The sequence below is a fragment of the Streptomyces sp. TAA486 genome (genome assembly GCF_000426165.1).
The window spans coordinates 1-18,419 of the sequence record NZ_AUEV01000001.1; the positions used below are offsets into that span (position 1 = coordinate 1).

General features: G+C 69.7%; 17 protein-coding genes and 1 tRNA gene. 14 read left to right on the forward strand and 4 right to left on the reverse strand.

Going from position 1 to position 18,419, the window contains the following annotated elements; all coding sequences use genetic code 11:
* Window positions 1–1,168, reverse strand: a 1,168-nt coding sequence (locus I004_RS0100005) for a sensor histidine kinase (RefSeq protein ID WP_037974648.1), incomplete at its 3' end; no start/stop codon positions are given.
* Between the two features lie 194 nt (window positions 1,169–1,362).
* Complete coding sequence (locus tag I004_RS0100010) at window positions 1,363–2,202, reverse strand: serine protease (protein ID WP_028433820.1); 840 nt, start codon at window positions 2,200–2,202, stop codon at window positions 1,363–1,365.
* Window positions 2,203–2,585: 383 nt separating this feature from the next.
* Between I004_RS0100010 and I004_RS0100015 the strand changes: the two genes are divergently transcribed.
* The 11 genes from I004_RS0100015 (at window position 2,586) to htpX (ending at window position 14,033) form a co-directional block, all read left to right on the forward strand.
* Complete coding sequence (locus tag I004_RS0100015) at window positions 2,586–2,957, forward strand: NADH-quinone oxidoreductase subunit A (protein ID WP_028433821.1); 372 nt, start codon at window positions 2,586–2,588, stop codon at window positions 2,955–2,957.
* Window positions 2,948–3,661, forward strand: a complete 714-nt coding sequence (locus I004_RS0100020; RefSeq protein ID WP_028433822.1) for a NuoB/complex I 20 kDa subunit family protein — start codon at window positions 2,948–2,950, stop codon at window positions 3,659–3,661. The genes I004_RS0100015 and I004_RS0100020 overlap by 10 nt, the downstream gene beginning before the upstream one ends.
* A complete protein-coding gene (locus I004_RS31225) occupies window positions 3,658–4,833 on the forward strand; it encodes an NADH-quinone oxidoreductase subunit C (RefSeq protein ID WP_078510694.1) in 1,176 nt (391 codons plus the stop codon). The genes I004_RS0100020 and I004_RS31225 overlap by 4 nt, the downstream gene beginning before the upstream one ends.
* Window positions 4,830–5,792 (forward strand): complex I subunit 1 family protein, encoded by a 963-nt coding sequence (locus tag I004_RS0100030; protein ID WP_028433823.1) that lies wholly within the window; start codon window positions 4,830–4,832, stop codon window positions 5,790–5,792. The genes I004_RS31225 and I004_RS0100030 overlap by 4 nt, the downstream gene beginning before the upstream one ends.
* The gene (locus I004_RS0100035; protein ID WP_028433824.1) at window positions 5,792–6,430 is read left to right on the forward strand and encodes a NuoI/complex I 23 kDa subunit family protein; all 639 of its coding nucleotides are present in this window, start codon (window positions 5,792–5,794) and stop codon (window positions 6,428–6,430) included. The genes I004_RS0100030 and I004_RS0100035 overlap by 1 nt, the downstream gene beginning before the upstream one ends.
* Complete coding sequence (locus tag I004_RS31230) at window positions 6,427–6,996, forward strand: NADH-quinone oxidoreductase subunit J (protein ID WP_051344546.1); 570 nt, start codon at window positions 6,427–6,429, stop codon at window positions 6,994–6,996. Before I004_RS0100035 ends, I004_RS31230 begins: the two co-directional genes overlap by 4 nt.
* Window positions 6,996–7,415, forward strand: a complete 420-nt coding sequence (nuoK, locus tag I004_RS0100045) for an NADH-quinone oxidoreductase subunit NuoK (protein ID WP_028433825.1) — start codon at window positions 6,996–6,998, stop codon at window positions 7,413–7,415. Before I004_RS31230 ends, nuoK begins: the two co-directional genes overlap by 1 nt.
* On the forward strand, window positions 7,412–9,442 hold the full coding sequence (locus I004_RS0100050) for an NADH-quinone oxidoreductase subunit L (protein WP_028433826.1): 2,031 nt from the start codon (window positions 7,412–7,414) through the stop codon (window positions 9,440–9,442). Before nuoK ends, I004_RS0100050 begins: the two co-directional genes overlap by 4 nt.
* A 26-nt stretch (window positions 9,443–9,468) precedes the next feature.
* Complete coding sequence (locus tag I004_RS31235) at window positions 9,469–11,337, forward strand: complex I subunit 4 family protein (RefSeq protein ID WP_486579720.1); 1,869 nt, start codon at window positions 9,469–9,471, stop codon at window positions 11,335–11,337.
* A complete protein-coding gene (locus I004_RS0100060) occupies window positions 11,334–12,980 on the forward strand; it encodes an NADH-quinone oxidoreductase subunit N (RefSeq protein WP_078510695.1) in 1,647 nt (548 codons plus the stop codon). Before I004_RS31235 ends, I004_RS0100060 begins: the two co-directional genes overlap by 4 nt.
* A 192-nt stretch (window positions 12,981–13,172) precedes the next feature.
* Entirely contained in the window at window positions 13,173–14,033 is an 861-nt protein-coding gene (htpX, locus tag I004_RS0100065) for a zinc metalloprotease HtpX (protein WP_028433828.1), read from the forward strand.
* A 317-nt stretch (window positions 14,034–14,350) separates the two neighbouring features.
* Here htpX and I004_RS0100070 read toward each other — a convergent pair whose 3' ends face one another.
* On the reverse strand, window positions 14,351–14,839 hold the full coding sequence (locus I004_RS0100070; RefSeq protein ID WP_028433829.1) for a YajQ family cyclic di-GMP-binding protein: 489 nt from the start codon (window positions 14,837–14,839) through the stop codon (window positions 14,351–14,353).
* A 189-nt stretch (window positions 14,840–15,028) separates the two neighbouring features.
* On the opposite strand from I004_RS0100070, the gene I004_RS0100075 reads away from it, so the two are divergent.
* Window positions 15,029–15,110: transfer RNA gene (locus I004_RS0100075), tRNA-Tyr, on the forward strand.
* Window positions 15,111–15,305: 195 nt separating this feature from the next.
* Here the strand turns inward: I004_RS0100075 and I004_RS0100080 are convergent.
* Window positions 15,306–15,884 carry a DUF4352 domain-containing protein gene (locus I004_RS0100080; RefSeq protein ID WP_158676969.1) on the reverse strand — a complete coding sequence of 193 codons (579 nt, stop codon included), beginning with the start codon at window positions 15,882–15,884 and terminating at the stop codon, window positions 15,306–15,308.
* Between the two features lie 181 nt (window positions 15,885–16,065).
* On the opposite strand from I004_RS0100080, the gene I004_RS31240 reads away from it, so the two are divergent.
* Together I004_RS31240 and I004_RS0100095 are read left to right on the forward strand one after the other, a co-directional pair.
* Entirely contained in the window at window positions 16,066–16,632 is a 567-nt protein-coding gene (locus tag I004_RS31240; RefSeq protein ID WP_078510697.1) for a GrpB family protein, read from the forward strand.
* Between the two features lie 1,173 nt (window positions 16,633–17,805).
* Window positions 17,806–18,396 carry a TetR/AcrR family transcriptional regulator gene (locus tag I004_RS0100095; RefSeq protein WP_028433831.1) on the forward strand — a complete coding sequence of 197 codons (591 nt, stop codon included), beginning with the start codon at window positions 17,806–17,808 and terminating at the stop codon, window positions 18,394–18,396.
* The last annotated feature ends 23 nt before the right edge of the window (window positions 18,397–18,419 follow it).

The following is an 18,419-nucleotide window of genomic DNA, read 5'->3' on the forward strand; positions in this document are numbered from 1 at the left end:
CACGCCAGGGGAGTTCGGCGGTGATGGTGGTGGGGCCGCCGGTGGGGGAGTTGATGATGAGGAGGCCGTCGACGGCGGTGAGGCGTTCGGTGAGTCCGGCGAGTCCGGTGCCGGTGGTGGTGTTGGCGCCGCCGTGTCCGTCGTCGGTGACGTGGAGGAGGAGTCGGTCGTGGGTGCGCCAGAGGTCGATGCGTGCGGTGTGGGCGGCGGAGTGTTTGCTGATGTTCTGGAGGAGTTCGGAGACGGTGAAGTAGGTGATGCCTTCGATGGCTTGGGCGGGGCGGGTGTCGAGGTCGACGGTGACGGTGACGTCGGCGGTGCAGCGTGCGGCGAGTGCTGAGAGGGCGGGGCCCAGGCCGCGGTCGGTGAGGATGGCGGGGTGGATTCCGCGGGCGAGGTCGCGGAGTTCTTGGAGGGCGAGTTTCACTTCGCCGTGTGCTTCGCCGACCATGGCGGCGGCTGTTTCGGGGTCTTCGAGGAGTTTTTCCTTGGCGAGGCCGAGGTCCATGGCGAGGGCGACGAGGCGTGCTTGGGCGCCGTCGTGGAGGTCGCGTTCGATGCGGCGCAGGTCCGCGGCCGCGGTGTCGACCACCGAACCACGATCCGACTCCAGCTCGGCGATGCGCCGCTCCAACTCGTCCGAGGGGGAGAGCAGTGCACGTACGAACGCGCGGTCGACATTGGTCAGGCCGCGCGTCAGCCACGGCAGCACCGGCCAGGCCACGAACAGCGCCGGCAGGATCAGCCCGAAGGTGAGCCAGTCCCAGGGCAGGCGGACGAAGAAGTAGAGCACGTGCCGCCAAGCCACCGAGTCCCTCAACCGCGTCCACAGCCAGGGCAGGAACCCGCGTTCACGCGCACGCAGCGGGCTCGGCTCGTCCACGTGGAGGCGCAGCAGCTTCCGCGCACGCGCCCGCTCGAACCGTCCCAGCGGACGGACGCCGACCAGCGTGATCGCGAGCAGCGGAAGCCCGACCAGCGTGAACGAGAGCGCCGCACCCGCAGAGATGAACACCGTGACGTAGGCGAAGCCCGCCACACCGACCGGCATGTTGCTCAGCAGATGAACGACCTCGCGCCACGTCTGCGCGCCGAGCACCGGCGCCGGCGGCGGAAGGCGTTCGTCGTGAGGTTCCCCGGCACCAGGAAGGTGTGCACTCGCGGTCATGGGCCAAGACTGCCGGGTGACGGGGGGTGGCGCCATGGGGTCCGGCGGGGGGACGACGTGGGGTTAACCCCACCACGGCCCCGGTCGCCCCTCGCCCCAGCGCACGACGACGCTCGCGCACGACAACGCCCGCGCTGCGCGGAGGCGCAGGCGCGGGCGTCGTCGTCACATGAACGGGGCCGTACGGCCGGGCGTCAGCCCAGGTCGGCCGCCGCCTTCTTGATGTCGGCCGCGAAGTTGCTCACCTCGGTGTAGACACCGGGCTTGCCCTTGCGGGCGCAACCCTCGCCCCAGCTCACGATGCCGACCTGGACGAACTTGTCGTTGTCGTCCTTGATGAACATCGGGCCACCGGAGTCGCCCTGGCAGCTGTCGATGCCGCCCTTCTCCATGTCACCGGCGCACAGCTCCTCGCCCACGACGAGCTCGGAGTAGGCACCCTTGCAGGTGTCGTCGTCGACGAACGGAACGTCGACCTTCAGCATCTTCTGCTGCTGCTCGCCGCCTTCCTTGTCCGCGCCCCAGCCGGCGACGGTGAAGGTGCCCTTGTTGTTGGCGTCGTCCTCGGCGATCGGCAGCGTCTCCTGGTCGATCGGCTCGGCCAGCTTGATCAGCGCCCAGTCCTTGCCCTTGCCGTCGTAGCCCGGGGCCTGCAGGACCTCCGTGGACTTCACCTCGACCTTGTCGGAGTCCTCGAGGTCGACGACGCCGCCGGTGGCCGTGATGCTGTCGTTCTCGCCGCTGCCGTCAACGCAGTGGGCGGCCGTCAGGACGACGTCCTTCTCGAACAGCGCACCGCCGCAGCCCATGGACAGGCGGACCATCCACGGGAACTCGCCCTTCTCGGCCTCGGTGCCGCCGACGATCTTGGCGCTGATGTCGTCGGAGTGCTGCTCGACGCTGGACTGCGAGGTGGCCTTCGCCGCGCCGTCCTCACCGGCCATGGCGATGCCCATGGGTGCAAGGCTCACGGCGGCGAGAGCCACGGCGGCACCCGCTATGAGTCTTGCTATCTTCTTCCGCTGCTTCTGCACGGGTTTTTCCTCTCGTGGGGGGTTACGCGCGTAGCCCGGCAGAGACGCACCAAATCGCCGTGAAAAACAGGGAATTGAGTGGCCCCCGACAAGCGTTGTGCGATTTTCTCCGGCCGTACGCGGCATGGCAAGAGGCGGTTTCCGGCGACAACGGCCCCATACAGGGGCACATGCGGCATGGATTCGGCTGCCCGGTCCCGCCGGGTGAAAGATTGTGCGCACGCCCTAGACTCCCCTGCGTACAAAGCGCTGGACGCATGACGCGGAAGGCGTGGTGAAAGTCGCCCACGGTGCGCGCCGGACCGCGGCCCTCGCGGCCGGCACCGCGCCGGGGACACCGACACAGCGAGCGGCGAGCAGCCTGCGAGTGAGGAAGGGCGGACGTGCCGGACTACTTCCACGGCTATTCGGTCGTCGGGCTGGTCGCGGTGGTCGGAGTGCTCTTCGTCGCCGTGGCCTTCGGGGCCGGCCGGCTGCTGCGGCCGGTGGTGCCGACCCGGGAGAAGTTCCTCACGTACGAATGCGGAGTCGACCCGGTCGGAGAGGGCTGGGCCCATACGCAGATCCGCTACTACGTTTACGCCTTCCTGTTTGTGATCTTCGCCGTCGACTCGGTCTTCCTCTTTCCGTGGGCGACCGTCTTCGCGGAGCCCGGCTTCGGCGGCATCACGCTGACGGAGATGTTCATCTTCCTGGGATTCCTCACCGTGGGCCTGCTGTACGCGTGGAAGAAGGGCGTCCTGGAATGGACGTGACGAACACGGGGCGAGGTCCGGTGGACCTCCCGGACCCGGCACCGTCGGCGGCATCCGGCGCCGGAACGGTGGCGGCGAGGGCGCTCGGCCCGCTGGCGAGGCTCGCCCCCGAACCGATGAAGGTCATCCTCAACTGGGGCCGCCGGTACAGCCTCTGGGTCTTCAACTTCGGACTCGCCTGCTGCGCCATCGAGTTCATCGCCGCTTCGATGGCCCGGCACGACTTCATCCGCCTCGGCGTCATCCCCTTCGCGCCCGGCCCCAGGCAGGCGGACCTTATGGTCGTCTCGGGGACGGTCACGGACAAGATGGCGCCCGCCGTGAAGAGGCTGTACGAGCAGATGCCGGAGCCGAAGTACGTGATCTCCTTCGGGGCCTGCTCCAACTGCGGTGGCCCGTACTGGGATTCGTACTCCGTCACGAAGGGCGTCGACCAGATCATCCCCGTCGACGTCTACGTGCCGGGCTGCCCACCACGGCCCGAGGCGCTGCTTCAGGGCGTGCTGAAGCTTCAGGAGAAGATCGCGCGGGAGTCGACGGCGGAGCGGTACGGGCCGTCCGCCGGGCCTGAGTCCGGTAAGGGCGCCGGGCGCCGTCCGTCGGCCGCCGCGCTGAAGAGCGGCCTGGTCGCGCCGCCGCCCGCGAAGGACGCGGACACCGGTGGGGAGCCGGGTCGCGCGCCGGAGGAGGGCGAAGGCCGGTGACGGGGCCCGACGAGCCGAAGCAGCCCGATGAGCCGGGCGAGGCGCGCGAGACGAGCGAGGCGAGCGGGTCGGAAGGAGCGCCGGCCTCGTCCGCGGAGCAACCCGCACCGGAGCAACCTGCACCGGAACACGACGAGGCGGCCGTCCCCGCGCTGCCCGAGTCCGCGACGACTCCGGCCGGCTGGCTGCCCGACGGTGCCGAGGCGCTGTTCGGCGAGGGGGCGCGCGCGGAGGAGGCGTACGGCCTGCTGACCGTCGATGTGCCGCCCGGTTCCTGGATTCCCGCGCTGGAGACCGCCCGCGACGCCCTCGGCTGCCGCTTCTTCGACTGGCTGAGCGCCGTGGACGAGCCGGGCACGGGCTTCCAGGTCTGCGCGCACGTGGTTGCCCTGCCGGATGCGGGGCGGCCGGGTGGTCCCGTACACAAGCTGCTGTTGCGTACGACCGTGCCGCACGAGGCGCCCGTACTGGCCTCGGCGACCGGCGTCTTCGCGGGCGCGGCCTGGCACGAGCGCGAGACCCACGAGATGTTCGGGGTCGCCTTCACCGACCACCCCGATCTGACTCCTCTGCTGCTGCCCGAGTCCTTCGAAGGGCACCCGCTGCGCAAGGACTTCGTCCTCGCCGCACGAGTGGCCAAGGCGTGGCCCGGTGCGGTGGAACCCGGCGAGTCGTCCCACGGGGCGCCGAAGCGCAGGCAGATGCTGCCGCCCGGCGTACCCGACCCCAACGAGTGGGGCCCGCTGAAGGGGCAGCTCCCGCCCGTACCGTCCCGGCCCGCGCGCGGACGTGCGGGGCGTGCGGGTGCGGGTGCGGCGGAACGTCCCGCCCGGCGAGAGCGGTCGGCGAGCGCGGGCTCGGCCAGCCAGCGCGGTGCGGGGGAGACGGGCGCGACGGAGGACACGACGCAGCGTCAGGCACGTGACCAGGCGCAGGGCCGAGCGCCGGAACAGGCCCAGGACCAGGCAACGGACCGCACGCAGGAGCAGCCTCCGGAGGAGAAGCGGACGCCGGGTGCGTCCGGTGCCTCCCCTGCCTCCGACGCGCCGTGGCACGATGCCCGCTCGGCCACGCGTGACAGCGGTGGCGGACGTGACGCGAGTGACGGTGACCGGGGTGAGCGCGACGCCGGCAGCGGATCCGGTGACGCGCAGACGGAGGAGGGCGCCTGATGGATGTGGCAGACGTCCTCTGGCGGCTGCTCGCCGTGCTGCTGGCCTTCCTGCTGCTTCCGCTGATCGTCGGGCAGGCCGAGCACAAGGCGATGGCCCACATGCAGGGCCGCGTGGGCCCCATGTACGCGGGCGGCTTCCACGGCTGGGCGCAACTCGTCGCGGACGGCGTGAAGTTCGCGCAGAAGGAAGACATCGTGCCGAGCGGTGCCGACCGCCGGGTCTTCCAACTCGCCCCGGCAATCGCGCTGTTGCCGTACCTCATCGTGCTGATCGCCATTCCCGTCGGGAAGGGCGACGCCGTCGGCCAGGTCGTCGACGCCGGCGTCTTCTTCGTGCTCGCCGTGATGGGCGTGGGCGTGCTCGGCTCGCTGATGGGCGGGTGGGCCTCCAACAACAAGTTCTCGCTCCTCGGCGGGCTCCGCACGGCGGCGCAGCTCCTGGCGTACGAACTCCCCATGCTGCTGGCCGCCGCCTCCGTCGCGATGGCCGCGGGAACCCTCTCGCTCCCGGGCATCCTGGACGCCTGGCAGTGGTGGTGGCTGCCGTGGCAGATCATCGGCGGGCTGGTCTTCTTCACCGCCGGTCTCGCGGAGCTCCAGCGGCCGCCGTTCGACGCGCCGGTCGCAGACTCCGAGATCATCTTCGGTGCCTACACCGAGTACACCGGACTGCGGTTCGCGCTCTTCCTGCTCGCCGAGTACGCGGGCATCGTCGTGCTCTCCGCGCTGACGGCCGTGCTCTTCCTGGGCGGCTGGCACGGCCCGTCCGCCGGTGAACTCGGCTGGGTGTGGACGTTGTTGAAGACTGCGGTCCTCGCCTTCGTCGTCATCTGGCTGCGGGTGAGCTATCCACGTCTGCGTGAGGACCAGATCCAGCGCCTGGCCTGGACCGTGCTCGTCCCGCTCGCTCTTCTCCAGATCGCCCTCACCGGCGTCGTCAAGGTGGTGATCCAGTAATGCCCGTGCCCGGCTCCGGACTCGCCAAGGGGCTGGCCGTCACCCTTCGTACGATGACGCGCCGTTCGGTCACCGCGCACTACCCCGACTCCCTGCCCCAACTGCCGCCGCGCAGCCGTGGGGTGATCGGGCTCTTCGAGGAGAACTGCACGGTCTGCATGCTGTGCGCCCGTGAGTGCCCCGACTGGTGCATCTACATCGACTCGCACAAGGAGACGATGCCGGCCGCCACCCCCGGGGGCCGGGAGCGCAGCCGCAACGTCCTGGACCGCTTCGCGATCGACTTCGCGCTGTGCATGTACTGCGGCATCTGCATCGACGTCTGCCCCTTCGACGCGCTGTTCTGGTCACCGGAGTTCGAGTACGCCGAGACCGACATCCGCGACCTCACCCACGAGCGGGACAAGCTCCGTGAGTGGATGTGGACGGTGCCGGAGCCGCCCCCTCTGGACCCCGCGGCCGAGGAGCCGAAGGAGCTCGGTGCCGCGCACAAGGCCGCGGACAAACTCGCCGCGCAACAGGCCGAGTCCGAGCAGCAGACCGGGTCCGAGCAGGAGACCGGGTCCGAGCAGGAGACCGGGACAGACCCGTCCGGCCCGTCCGCGACGGGGCAGGACGAGCAGGAGGGCGATCGGTGATCCTCGCCGCGGCAGCCGCCCATCCCGGGTTCCTCTCACCCACAGGGGTCGAGATCGTCTTCGTGCTCGTCGGGCTGGCCACGTTCGGCGCCGCACTCGTCACCGTCACGACCAAGCAGCTCGTGCACGCCGCCCTGTGGCTGGTGGCGGCGCTCGGCGGTGTGGCCGTCGAATACCTGCTCCTCACGGCCGAGTTCATCGCCTGGGTGCAGGTCCTGATCTACGTGGGCTCGGTGGTCGTCCTCCTCCTCTTCGGCCTGATGCTCACCAAGGCGCCCATAGGGCCCTCGCCCGACGCCGACTCCGGCAACCGGTGGATCGCGCTCTTCGTCGGCGTCGTCTCGGCGGCAACCCTTGTCACGCTCGTCGTCGACGCCTTCCGCACCACCTGGATCGACCTGGACGTCCCCGCCCGGGGATCGACCCGGGTCACGGGCGAGGCCCTCTTCCGCGGCTGGGTGCTTCCCTTCGAAGCCTTGTCCGTACTGCTGCTCGCGGCGCTCGTCGGTGCCATAGTCCTCTCCCGGCGGGCGGCGCCGGAGAAGAACGAGGAGGGGCAGCGCTGATGCATCTCGCCTATCCGGCCGTACTCGCAGCCCTGCTCTTCTCCACCGGTCTCTACGGTGTCCTCGCGCGCCGCAACGCCATCCTCATGCTGATGTCGGTCGAGTTGATGCTCAACGCCGTCAACCTCAACCTCGTCGCCTTCGACGTCTGGCTCCGCGAGGAGCTCCACACGGGACAGGCGCTGGCCCTCTTCACCATCGCCATCGCCGCCGCCGAGATCGGCATCGGACTGGCCATCGTGCTGCTGGTGTACCGCAGCCGCGGCACTTCCGACATCGACCGGCTCAGAGACCTCCGAGAGGGCGGCCCCGGCACGGACGGGGACGAGACGGACCACGGCAACGAACCCGGCGGTGCGGCGGGCGGGAGAACGGCCGGCGTGACGGCATCCACCGACAGCGGGAGGCAGACAGCGTGAGCACCACGACCCTTGCCGCCCTCGTTCCCCTGCTGCCCTTCCTGGGCGCCGTCGCGGGCCTCCTCACCGGCCGCCGCGCACCCGGCTTCGCCAGGCCGCTGGCCGTGCTTCCCACCCTCCTCTCCACGGCGTTCGCCATCACGGTCGCCGTGCGGCAGGGCGGCGGAGAGCCCCTCAAGGCCGCCACCGAGCTCACGCCGACCGGCTCCTCCGCCCTCCCCGTCCAACTGGCCCTGCAGCTCGACGGGTTCGCCGTCCTCGTCGCGGTCCTGGTCGGTGTCGTCGCCTCCTGCGTGCAGCTGTACTCGACCGGCTATCTGCGAGAGGATCCGCGCTACGCCAGCTACGCCGCGTTCGTCTCCCTCTTCACCGCTGCGATGCTGCTCGTCGTCTACGCGGACGACCTCATCGTGCTGCTCGTCGGCTGGGAAGTCATGGGCATCTGCTCGTACTTCCTCGTCGGGCACTACTGGGAGACGCGCGTCGCACGGGACGCGTCGATCAAGGCGTTCCTCGTCACCAAGCTCGGCGACGTGCCCTTCCTCATCGGCATCCTCGTGCTGGCCACCGAGGCGGGGACGTTCCGCATCAGCGGGATCACCGGCAAACTCACCTCCCAGCTCGCGCAGTTCGAGCTGACGCACCCAACTCTTGTCGCTCTGCTGCTGCTTGCCGGTGTCGCGGGCAAGTCCGCGCAGTTCCCGCTGAACACCTGGCTGCCGGACGCGATGGCCGGTCCCACGCCCGTCTCAGCACTGATCCACGCGGCCACGATGGTCGCGGCCGGCGTGTACTTCGTCGCCCGGCTGCTGCCGGTCTTCGCGGCCTCGGCCGCCGCGCTCGTCGTGCTGGCGGTGATGGCGGCGGTCACGATCGTCGGATCGGCTCTCGCCGCGCTCGCGCAGGACGACATCAAACGCGTCCTCGCCTACTCGACGATCGGTCAACTCGCCTACATGGCAGGTGCCTTGGCGGTTGCCGACCGCGGCGCCGCCGTCTTCCACCTCCTCACGCACGGGGCCTTCAAGGCGCTGCTCTTCCTCGCCGCGGGCGTCGTCATCCATGCGGCAGGCACCAACTCGCTCGCCGCCATGTCCCGCATGGGCGGCCTCAACAAGGTTGCCCCCGACGCCTATTGGACGATGACGATCGGCCTGCTCGCCCTGGCCGCCCTGCCCCCCTTCAGCGGCTTCTTCTCCAAGGAGGCGGTGCTGGGCGCAGCGGAGCACGCCGCGTTCGCCGACGCGCACGGCGGCGTCACCCCGGCGGGCGGCTGGATCGTGCTCGTGGCCGGGATGCTCGGCGCGCTGCTGACCGCGGCGTACGCCACACGCCTGTGGCTGCTCGCGTTCCGCGGCGAAGGGCCGCGCGAGTCCGCCGAGGAACAGGGGCGCGAACCGGTCGTGATGAACGTCGTGCTGTGGGTCCTGGCCGTGCCGTCGATCGGGCTCGGACTCGCCTTCGGCACGCTGCCGGGCTGGTTCGACAGCGAATCGCTCGCTCCCTCCCTGCCGACGTCCGTGCTCGCCACCGGCATCGCGCTCGCCGGCGGCCTGGTGATGTACGCGGCGTGGCGGCACACCACCGCGCCCGCCGCCTCCCGCGCGCCCATGGGTGCCGTCGTCGCACACCCGCACGGCGACCCCGCCCTCTCCGAGGCCGAGGCCATCGCCACGCACGAACCCGTGTACGGAGACATCGCCTCCGCCCCCGACCCCGCCGACCCGGGACGTCTGCTGCTGGGTCCCCTGCACGGGACCGCCGCGCACGGCTTCCGCCTGGACGCCGCCTACAGCGCGCTGTTCGTACGCCCCACCAGGGCCGCGGCACGCCTGGTGCACTTCGTCGACCGTGAAGTCATCGACACCTACGTGCGAGGGGCGGGCCTCGGGCCCCGGCTGCTCGGCAGCCTCGTGCGCCGCACGCAGACCGGCAACACGCAGACCTACCTCGGCGCGCTGATCGTGGGCTCGCTGCTGCTCACCGTGGCCGTCGTCCTCGTCGCCGCCGGAACCGGAGGGGCCTGACAGTGATCTCGCTCAGCAACACCGTCATGCAGGCACTCCTCATCGCCGTCCTCGTCCTTCCCCTGCTCGGTTCGGCCGCTGCCCTGCTGCCTGCGCCGCCCGGCCTCAAGGGACGCAGTCCGGCGCAGGCCGTGCTCCGTCACGGCGTCACCGTCACGGGCGTCGTCCTCGCCGCCACGGTGGTTCTCGCGCTCGGCTTCGACACCGGCCGGGCGGACACCATGCAGGCCGAGTCGGACGTCGAGTGGATCCCCTCCCTCGGCATCCATCTCCGTCTCGGGGTGGACGGCGTCTCGTTGCCGCTGCTCGTGCTGACCGCCCTGCTCGCGTTCCTCTGCGCGCTCCACAGCTACGGCACCAACGCCAAGGCCGCGCCCGCCGGTTCGGACGGGGAGGCCGGTTCGGACACGGACGCCGGTGCGGACGGTGACGCCGCCAAGGACGAGGAAGCCACTCCGGACGAGGAGGCGGCGCAGGAGGACAAGGCCGCCGCGGTGGACGACGCCGACAGCCCGTCCGCAGACGGCACGGGGGACAGCAGCCCGGAGGATGCCCCCGACCGCCGCAACGGCAGCCCGCAGGCGTTCGTCGCGTTGATCCTGCTCCTCGAGACCGGGACGCTCGCCACGTTCGCCACGCTCGACCTGCTGCTCTTCTTCCTCGCCTTCGAGACCGTGCTCGTCCCGATGTACTTTCTCATCGCCCGCTGGGGCGTGGCCGAACCCCTCGAACGGAGCCGCGCCGCCTGGAAGTTCATCCTCTACACGCTGCTCGGCTCCGTCGTGATGCTGCTCGGGCTGCTCCTCATCGGCCTCAGGGCCGGCACCTTCGACATGGTGGCACTCGCCACCGACGGCCACCCGGCGCTGAGCGGCACCACGCAGATCCTGGCCGTACTGGCCATCGGCATCGGCCTCGCCGTGAAGACCCCGATGTGGCCGCTGCACAGCTGGCTGCCCGACGCCCACACCGCGGCGCCGACCTTTGGCTCCGTCCTGCTGGCCGGCGTCCTGCTGAAGATGGGCACGTACGGCTTCGTACGCATCCTGCTGCCGATCGCGCCCGAGGGGATGCGGACCTTCGCGCCGTACCTCGGCGCCCTCGCCGTGATCGGCATCGTCTACGGATCACTGGCCTGCCTCGCCCTCGCACGCCGCGGCGCGCACGGCGACCTCAAGCGGCTCATCGCGTACTCGTCCGTGGGGCACATGGGCTTCGTGCTCCTCGGCATCGCCTCGATGACACCTACCGGCGTCAACGGCGCCCTCTTCGCGAACATCGCGCACGGCCTCATCACCGGCCTGCTCTTCTTCCTCGTCGGCGCGCTCAAGGAGAGGACGGGCAGCACCGACCTCGACACCCTCGCGGGAGACACCGGCGGCGCGCTGTACGGCACCGCCCCGCGCTTCGGCGGGCTCCTCGCCTTCGGCGCCGTCGCCTCGCTCGGGCTGCCCGGACTCGCCGGATTCTGGGGGGAGATGCTGACGCTGCTCGGCTCCTACGACCCGGCCGGCGGCCTCAACCGCGGCGCGTTCGTCACCTACATGGCGATCGGCGGCCTCGGCACGCTGCTGACCGCCGCGTACATGCTCGTCGTCGTGCGCCGTGTCTGCATGGGCGACCCGCTCGAGGCCCGCGAAGCCCCCGAAGTCCGCGAACGCCCGGAACTCCAGGGCCCGGAGCCCGGCACGGCCGCGGTCGCCGAATCCGAGGAGGCAGAGGAGAACCCGCACCCCGAGCCTGCGACCCTGCACCTGCCTGATCTGCGCAGCTACGAATACGCGGCCTGGACGCCCCTCGTCGTCCTCACCGTCGCCGCCGGACTGTGGCCCGCGCTCCTCCTCGGACTCACCGACCCCGCCGTGCAGAACCTCCTGCCGGGGGTGAGCCGATGACCGTCCTCGCCCACGGTGCAGCGGAGGCCGTGCTGGCGGCACAGCCCCTGCACGCGACGAACTCCCCCCACTCCTCGCACGTCACGAGCCTCGGGGAGCCCACGCATCTCGCGGACTCCGCCGTGCAGTCCGTCGACTGGCTCACGATCTCCCCGCCGACGATCGCCGCCGTGGCGGGACTCGCGGTGCTCGTCGCCGACCTCTTCCTGTCCGAGCGCGGCAAGCGGCTCCTCGGGCCGGCCTCCGCCGTGACGCTGCTGCTGGCGGCCCTGCCCCTGCTCTTCCTCCGTACGAAGAACCTGGAGACCTTCTGTCTGCCCGACGGGTCCCAGGTGTGCGCCTACTCCGCCGACACCCTCGCGCTGGTGCTCCAATTCCTCGTGCTGGGCGCCGCGTTCGTCACCGCGCTGCTCTCGATGCCCGCGGTGCGCGACCTGCGGCTGCCGGCCGGCGAGTACTGGTTCCTGCTGCTCTCCGCCACCGCCGGTGCCGCCCTCATCCCCGCCTCCCGCGACCTGGTCACCCTCGTCATCGCGCTGGAGACCGCCTCGCTGCCCGCCTTCGCGCTCGTCGGACTGCGCCGTGGAAGCCGCGGATCGGCAGAGGCCGCGCTGAAATTCTTCCTCTCCTCCGTCACCGCCACAGCCGTCACCCTCCTCGGTGCGAGCTTCCTCTACGCCGTCACCGGGACCCTTTACTTCAAGGGGATCAGCGAGGGCCTCACCAGGGCCGATCCCCAGCTGGACGCCCTGGGCAGCGCGGGCATCGCCCTCACCCTCGTCGGCTTCGCCTTCAAGGCGTCGGTCGTCCCCTTCCACTTCTGGGTCCCCGACACCTATGTGGGTGCGCCCGTGCCCGTCGCCGCGTTCCTCTCGGTCGTCGGCAAGACGGCGGGGATCTCCGGCCTCGTCCTGCTCCTCGTCCAGGCGTTCTCCTCCCGTGCGGAACTGTGGGGCACGGCACTCGCCGTCCTCGCGGCCGTCACGATGACCGCCGGCAACGCCGCCGCGCTGCGCCAGGGCGCCGACCGCGCTCACGGCGCCGTGCGGCTGCTCGCCTGGTCCTCCGTCGGGCAGGCCGGGTATCTGCTGGTGCCCCTCGCCGCCGCAGCATCCGACGTCGGCGGCAGCGAGCCCTCCGGCCCGGCCCTGTCCACCGTCGGCGCCACCGTGGCCTATCTGCTGATGTACGCGGTGGTGAACCTCGGCGCCTTCGCCGTCGTCGCACACATCAGCCGCACCAGCAGCGCCAACCGTCTGGCCGACTACCGCGGCCTGTACGCGGCCCACCCGCTGGCCGCACTGGCGCTGGCCTTCTTCCTGCTCTGCCTCGCCGGCCTGCCACCCGGCGTGATCGGCCTCTTCGCGAAGGTGGCGATCTTCTCCACGGCCGTCGGCAACGGCCTCGGCTGGCTCGCCGTGATCATGGCCGTGAACGTGGTGATCGCCCTCTTCTACTACCTGCGCTGGACCGCGCTCGCCTTCCGGCCCCCCGCCGTCGCCCCGCGGGCCGGCGGAGAGCAGCAGCGGACCCGCATGGCGCCGCCGCTGGCCGCCGGGATCGCCCTCACCGCGGCAGCCGGCGTGGCCCTGTCCCTCGACCCGGATCTGGTGCTCACGCTCACCGCCGGGGGCCTGCGCTAGCGGGCTCCCGCCAGGGCAGCAGGGCCCCGGAGGCCGGAGGCGGAAGGCCCCGCAGGGCCGTACGGGCTACATCGTCCCTGGCAGGGAACTGTTGTCCGGCTCCCGGCGTTGACCAGGGCGGAGAGGTTCCAGCGAACCGTGGCAGGACCACGCGGCTCAGGGTTCCCCTGCTGCACCACTGGAGGGCGTACTGTGCACCGGCACAACGGGCTGAGGACAGCCCTGCTCCTCGGGGGACTGTCGGCACTCATCATCGTCATCGGCAGCTTCTTCGGCCGTGCGGGCCTCGTCATCGCGCTGTTCGTCGCCCTCGGCACGAACGGCTACGCGTACTGGCGCAGCGACAAGATCGCGCTGCGCGCCATGCGTGCACGACCGGTCAGCGAGTTCGAGGCGCCGGAGCTGTACAGGATGGTGCGCGAGCTGTCCACGGCGGCCCGGCAGCCGATGCCGCGCCTGTACATCTCGCCCACGCAGGCGCCGAACGCCTTCGCCACCGGACGCAACCCCCGCAACGCGGCCGTGTGCTGCACCGACGGCATACTGCGCCTGCTCGACGAGCGCGAGCTGCGCGGCGTCATCGGCCATGAGCTGAGTCACGTCTACAACCGCGACATCCTCATCTCCTCGGTCGCCGGCGCCCTCGCCTCAGTGGTGATGTTCCTCGTCAACTTCGCCTGGCTGATCCCCTTCGGGCGCAGCGACGACGACGAGGGTCCGGGCATCTTCGGCATGCTGCTGATCATGATCGTGGGGCCCCTCGCGGCCACCGTCATCCATCTCGCCGTCTCCCGCTCCCGCGAGTACGAGGCGGACGCGTCCGGCGCCAAGCTCACCGGCGATCCGCTCGCCCTGGCGTCCGCGCTTCGCAAACTCGAAGCGGGCACGAAGCAGTTGCCGCTGCCGCCGGAGCCGAGGCTGGAGGCGGCCAGCCATCTGATGATCGCGAACCCGTTCCGCCGCGGCGAGGGCATGGCCCGCCTCTTCTCCACGCACCCGCCCATGGCCCAACGGGTGGCGCGCCTGGAGCGCATGGCGGGGCGGCGCCGGTAGGCGGACCGGTACGGGGCTGACGGGGTAACCGGGGCCCGGATGGAGCCCTCGGTCAGGCCGCGTGTTCCCAGGCCGGTACTCGGCCCTCAAGGGTGCCCCGCGAAGAACTCCTCACCGTCCATGCGCTGTTCGCTCATGCGGTGACCTCACTCACACGACGTCCCGGGGCCGGACTGCCGCACGGCCGCGGCACCGTCACGGCACGGGGCACGACCGGGACGGCTCGCGGTGCCGTGCCTCGCCGTGCCCCTGAGTGCCGCATGCCGTGACCCGGCGACGTACGCGCCGGGCAGTGCCGGAGGTCAACGCGTCGCTGCTCAGCGGTAGTTCACGAACTGCAGTGGAAAGTCGAAGTCCTTGCCCTTCAACAGTGCGATGATCTCCTGCAGATGGTCGCGGCTCTTGGAGGAGACCCGCAGCTCGTCGCCCTGCACCTGGGCCTTGACGCCCTTGGGGCCCTCGTCGCGGATGACCTTCGCGATCTTCTTGGCCTCGTCCTGCGCGATGCCTTCCTTCAGCGTCGCGGAGATCTTGTACTCCTTGCCGGAGGACTGCGGCTCTCCCGGGTCCAGCGCCTTCAGCGAGATCCCGCGCTTGATCAGCTTGGACTGGAAGATGTCGAGAACGGCCTTCACCCGTTCCTCGGCGTTGGCCCGCATCTCGATCCGCTCGCCCGACCACGCGATCGAGGCGTCCACGCCGCGGAAGTCGTAACGCTGCGAGATCTCCTTGGAGGCCTGGTTGATGGCGTTGTCAACCTCCTGCCGCTCGACCTTCGAGACGATGTCGAAACTGGAGTCCGCCATGGTGAGTTGGCTCCTCGTGATTGATCCGTCAGAGAAGCGGTCCGCGACGCGCACCGCGCGGTCAGCCTAGCCACTGAGCAGCGCTCGCACCCCTGATCAACCGGGTGGCGAAGCACCCCCGGTCATCGGGTATGGTTTACACCGTTGCCGCGGAGCACCGCCCAAGGGCGGGCCGGGCAGCAAAACCCAGGCGGTGTGCCCGAGCGGCCAAAGGGAGCAGACTGTAAATCTGCCGGCTCAGCCTTCCTAGGTTCGAATCCTAGCGCCGCCACAGCCGAAGAAAAGGCCCCTGACCTGCATGAGAGCAGGCGGGGGTCTTCTTCTGTGCGGCGTATCGAGGGTGCCGGACTGTCTCGCTGTGTGCCGTCCCGTCACGCTCTCTACCAGGCTCTCTGGACGAGGCGTGGACGGGATTCTGTGGGCCCACCTGCGGTTACGGGCGGTCCATGGACGGGCCCAGGGTGGTTCACTCCGCCGGTAGGTTGATCGTCAGTAGTGGTGCGGCGCCTTGGTCGATCTCGTAGTCGAGTTGCCCGCCTTTCTGCGGCAGGTCGAACACTTCGGTACCCGTGGCGCTCTGGCCGGGCTGGAACGTCGTACTGGCTGCTTCAGCGTTGGGGACGCCGAGCACCCCGGCAACGCCGGCGTCCTGGATGCGCTCCTTGTCTGGTGACACCCACACGAAGTTTGCACCCTCGAAGGAGCCTGGCGTGTCTCCGGTGTTCTTGACGGTCAGTGACACGAGCGCGAAGTACTTACGGTCGGGGGTGCTCGATGCCCCTTCCTCCGTCGTTTTCGTCCGGTAGTCGACGCTGTTGACCTTGACCCGCAGGGTCGTGCCTTGCTCCCCGGTGAACTGACTGGAGAACTCGGCGGTGCCGCCTACCTTCAGGGTGGGCGTGTCAGTTTCGGGTTGGTCAGTCGGGGACTCTTCTTCGGTGGGTGAGGTGGGGGCTGGCTCTGAGGGCTCGCCGCCGCAGCCGGCCATAGCGAAGGCGAGCAGTAGGGCGGCCGCCGGGGCCCCGGCCCGCACGTTTCGCAGCATGAGGCGCCTCCCGATCGTGGTCGACCGCATCTCCCTCATGGTCATCCACGTCCAGCCGCAGCGCACGTCACATCAGCCGGGTAGGCACGTCAGGCCGTGTTGCCCGCCCCATTGGCCACGCAGCGGGCACGGTCTCAATGAGTGGTCCTGGCGGCACAGGACATCGCCCTACAGTGAAGCGATGACCGAAGAAGGAGATCAGGAGAACGAACCTGTCCTCGTCGTCGACTACGACGCAGCTTGGGCCTCGAAGTTCGATGCTGAGGCTGCCATCTTGCAAGAGCATCTTGCTCCCTGGATCCCCAGTGGGATTCACCACGTGGGAAGCACGTCAGTCCCGGGGCTCCCTGCCAAGCCGATCATCGACATCCTTGTTGGCGTGGAGAGCCTTGAGCACTCTCGCCCCTGCATCGAGAAGGCTGCTGCGCTGGGCTACTCGTATTGGCCCTACCGGAGCGAGGTCATGCATTGGTTCTGCAAGCCCCACCCGGCGCGGCGGACGCACCACCTTCATCTGGTTCCCACTGGATCGCCTCGCTACTTGGACGAGCTAGCGTTCCGTGACGCGCTTCGGGCAGACACGGCGCTAGCGGAGCGCTACGCCGTTCTCAAGCGTGAGCTTGCCGTGCGCTTCCGCGACGACCGAGAGGCGTACACGAAGCACAAGGCGCCATTCGTGCAAGAGATCCTGGCTGCCTCCCAGCCTCCGAGGCCGGAGTACGGCGAATGTACTCAATGGCAGCCGTGAACCTATCCGCGATGTTGCGGTGATATTCGGCCGAGCCCAATTGCCGCGTGAGGCAGCAGTGTTATGGGATGGTCAAGACCGCACCGGTGCGACCTATCGTGAGCGGATTCCTGTCCTCGGAGGTGGTCGGCGGGGCGTCTTCGTCACTCCCGTCCTGAGCCCCGCAGCGCTCGAATCAGAACGGCCCGTAATGTTGTTCACCGATGCCAACGAGGTGCGCTGGCGCCTGGACGAGCATGGCGAACTTCGAGAAGCCACCGAGGAAGACGAGCCCGGCGGGTCGTGACGCGACCGCCGGGGCCTACAGGTAGCCCTCGCTCTCCGGGGGTCCAGGCGGCTTCGGCGGCATCGGTGGTGTCTGCGGCATCGGCGGTGTCGATGAACGGCGTTGCGTCGTGTACCAGGACAAGCCCACGGCTACGAGGGCACCGAGTCCGCTCGCCGCTGTTCCCACTGCCGAGATCATTTCGGCTGTCTCGCCTGCCTGTTCATCAGGGCAGTCGGGGTCCTTGGGATCGCAACTACAGATCTTGTCTGGCGGGCACCCGGCTGACTGCGTGGTGAGGCTGGCGACGAACGGGACGGTGAGGAGAGCCAACAGCACGCTCAACCACAGGAATCGGCGGGGCCAGCCTGGGGTGCGTGTGGCGACTCGCAACCACGACCTCTTGCGCCCGTCGATGACTCCCGCAGTGCGTGGTAACTGACTCACCTTCAACCCCCATGTGTTGTGCTCCGATCGGCCGTCGCAAAGCCCCGCCGCATTCTCGTACGACGGGGCCTGTGTCCGCCATCGGTCCGCCCCCGCGAGCTGTCCTGCCGCGGCCCGGGCCGGGGAACAGCAGTCAACGGAGCAGGCCGAATGGGTTGGAGGTCCATGCCCGGGATAACGAGGGCACGGACCGCCCATCGTGTTTCGCAACGGGACCGCGGTTATGAGACCCGCGGCTGGGACTGGGCCATTTCATGGCGTTGACCTGATCTTTTGTCGTCGACCGGCCGAGGATGTTGCCGCTGCGACCGATCCTGAGCAGACGCCAGAAGTCTTCTCCATCCTGTGCGTTTCTTACGTGCACCCGGGCCCCACGGTACGAGACGGTTTCGTTTCGCGCGAAGCCTGCGTTACAGTCTCTGGTGTACGAGACAGTTTCGTTCCGAGAAGGAGTGTCGATCATGGCTGAAGCCGCAACGGTGCGTCGCAGCCGGATCACGCCAGAGCGCGAGAGCGAGCTGTACTTGGCCGTGCTCGACCTGCTCCGGGAGGTCGGATACGACGCCCTGACCATGGACGCCGTGGCTGCCCGTACCCGGTCCAGCAAGGCCACCCTCTACCGCCAGTGGGGTGGCAAGGCCAAGCTGGTCGTCAGGGCGTTGCGGCACCAGAAGCCACTGCATCTCGCCGACATCGACACCGGGTCCCTGCGCGGCGACCTGCATGCGCTGGCTCTGTGTCAGGACGACTGCCAGATGGAGGCGGACTCCGCGCTGATGCGGGGGCTGGCCATGGCGGTGCACGCGAATCCCGACCTGTTGCAGGCCTTCCGGGAGTTGCTGATCGAGCCGGAACTGGAAGAGCTCCGCCCGGTGCTGCAACGGGCGGTCGACCGGGGCGAGGTCCGTGCCGACAACCCCGCCCTGGACTATGTCCTGCACATGATGGTCGGCGCGTTCGCGGCCCGAACCATGATCGATGCCCAGCCGCCCACGCAAGCCTTTCTGACCTCCTACATCGACGCCGTGGTCCTCCCCGCCCTCGGCGCCTGAACCCGGGACTCCCCGCCCCTGCC

Excerpts from the sequence above, each read along its gene's own strand:
- I004_RS0100070 (WP_028433829.1), bottom strand. The coding sequence starts at position 14,839 with ATGGCGGACTCCAGTTTCGACATCGTCTCGAAGGTCGAGCGGCAGGAG.
- I004_RS0100060 (WP_078510695.1), top strand. The coding sequence starts at position 11,334 with ATGACCGTCCTCGCCCACGGTGCAGCGGAGGCCGTGCTGGCGGCACAG.
- I004_RS0100020 (WP_028433822.1), top strand. The coding sequence starts at position 2,948 with ATGGACGTGACGAACACGGGGCGAGGTCCGGTGGACCTCCCGGACCCG.
- nuoK (WP_028433825.1), top strand. The coding sequence starts at position 6,996 with ATGCATCTCGCCTATCCGGCCGTACTCGCAGCCCTGCTCTTCTCCACC.
- I004_RS0100035 (WP_028433824.1), top strand. The coding sequence starts at position 5,792 with ATGCCCGTGCCCGGCTCCGGACTCGCCAAGGGGCTGGCCGTCACCCTT.
- I004_RS31240 (WP_078510697.1), top strand. The coding sequence starts at position 16,066 with ATGACCGAAGAAGGAGATCAGGAGAACGAACCTGTCCTCGTCGTCGAC.
- I004_RS0100095 (WP_028433831.1), top strand. The coding sequence starts at position 17,806 with ATGGCTGAAGCCGCAACGGTGCGTCGCAGCCGGATCACGCCAGAGCGC.
- I004_RS31235 (WP_486579720.1), top strand. The coding sequence starts at position 9,469 with ATGCAGGCACTCCTCATCGCCGTCCTCGTCCTTCCCCTGCTCGGTTCG.
- I004_RS0100080 (WP_158676969.1), bottom strand. The coding sequence starts at position 15,884 with ATGCTGCGAAACGTGCGGGCCGGGGCCCCGGCGGCCGCCCTACTGCTC.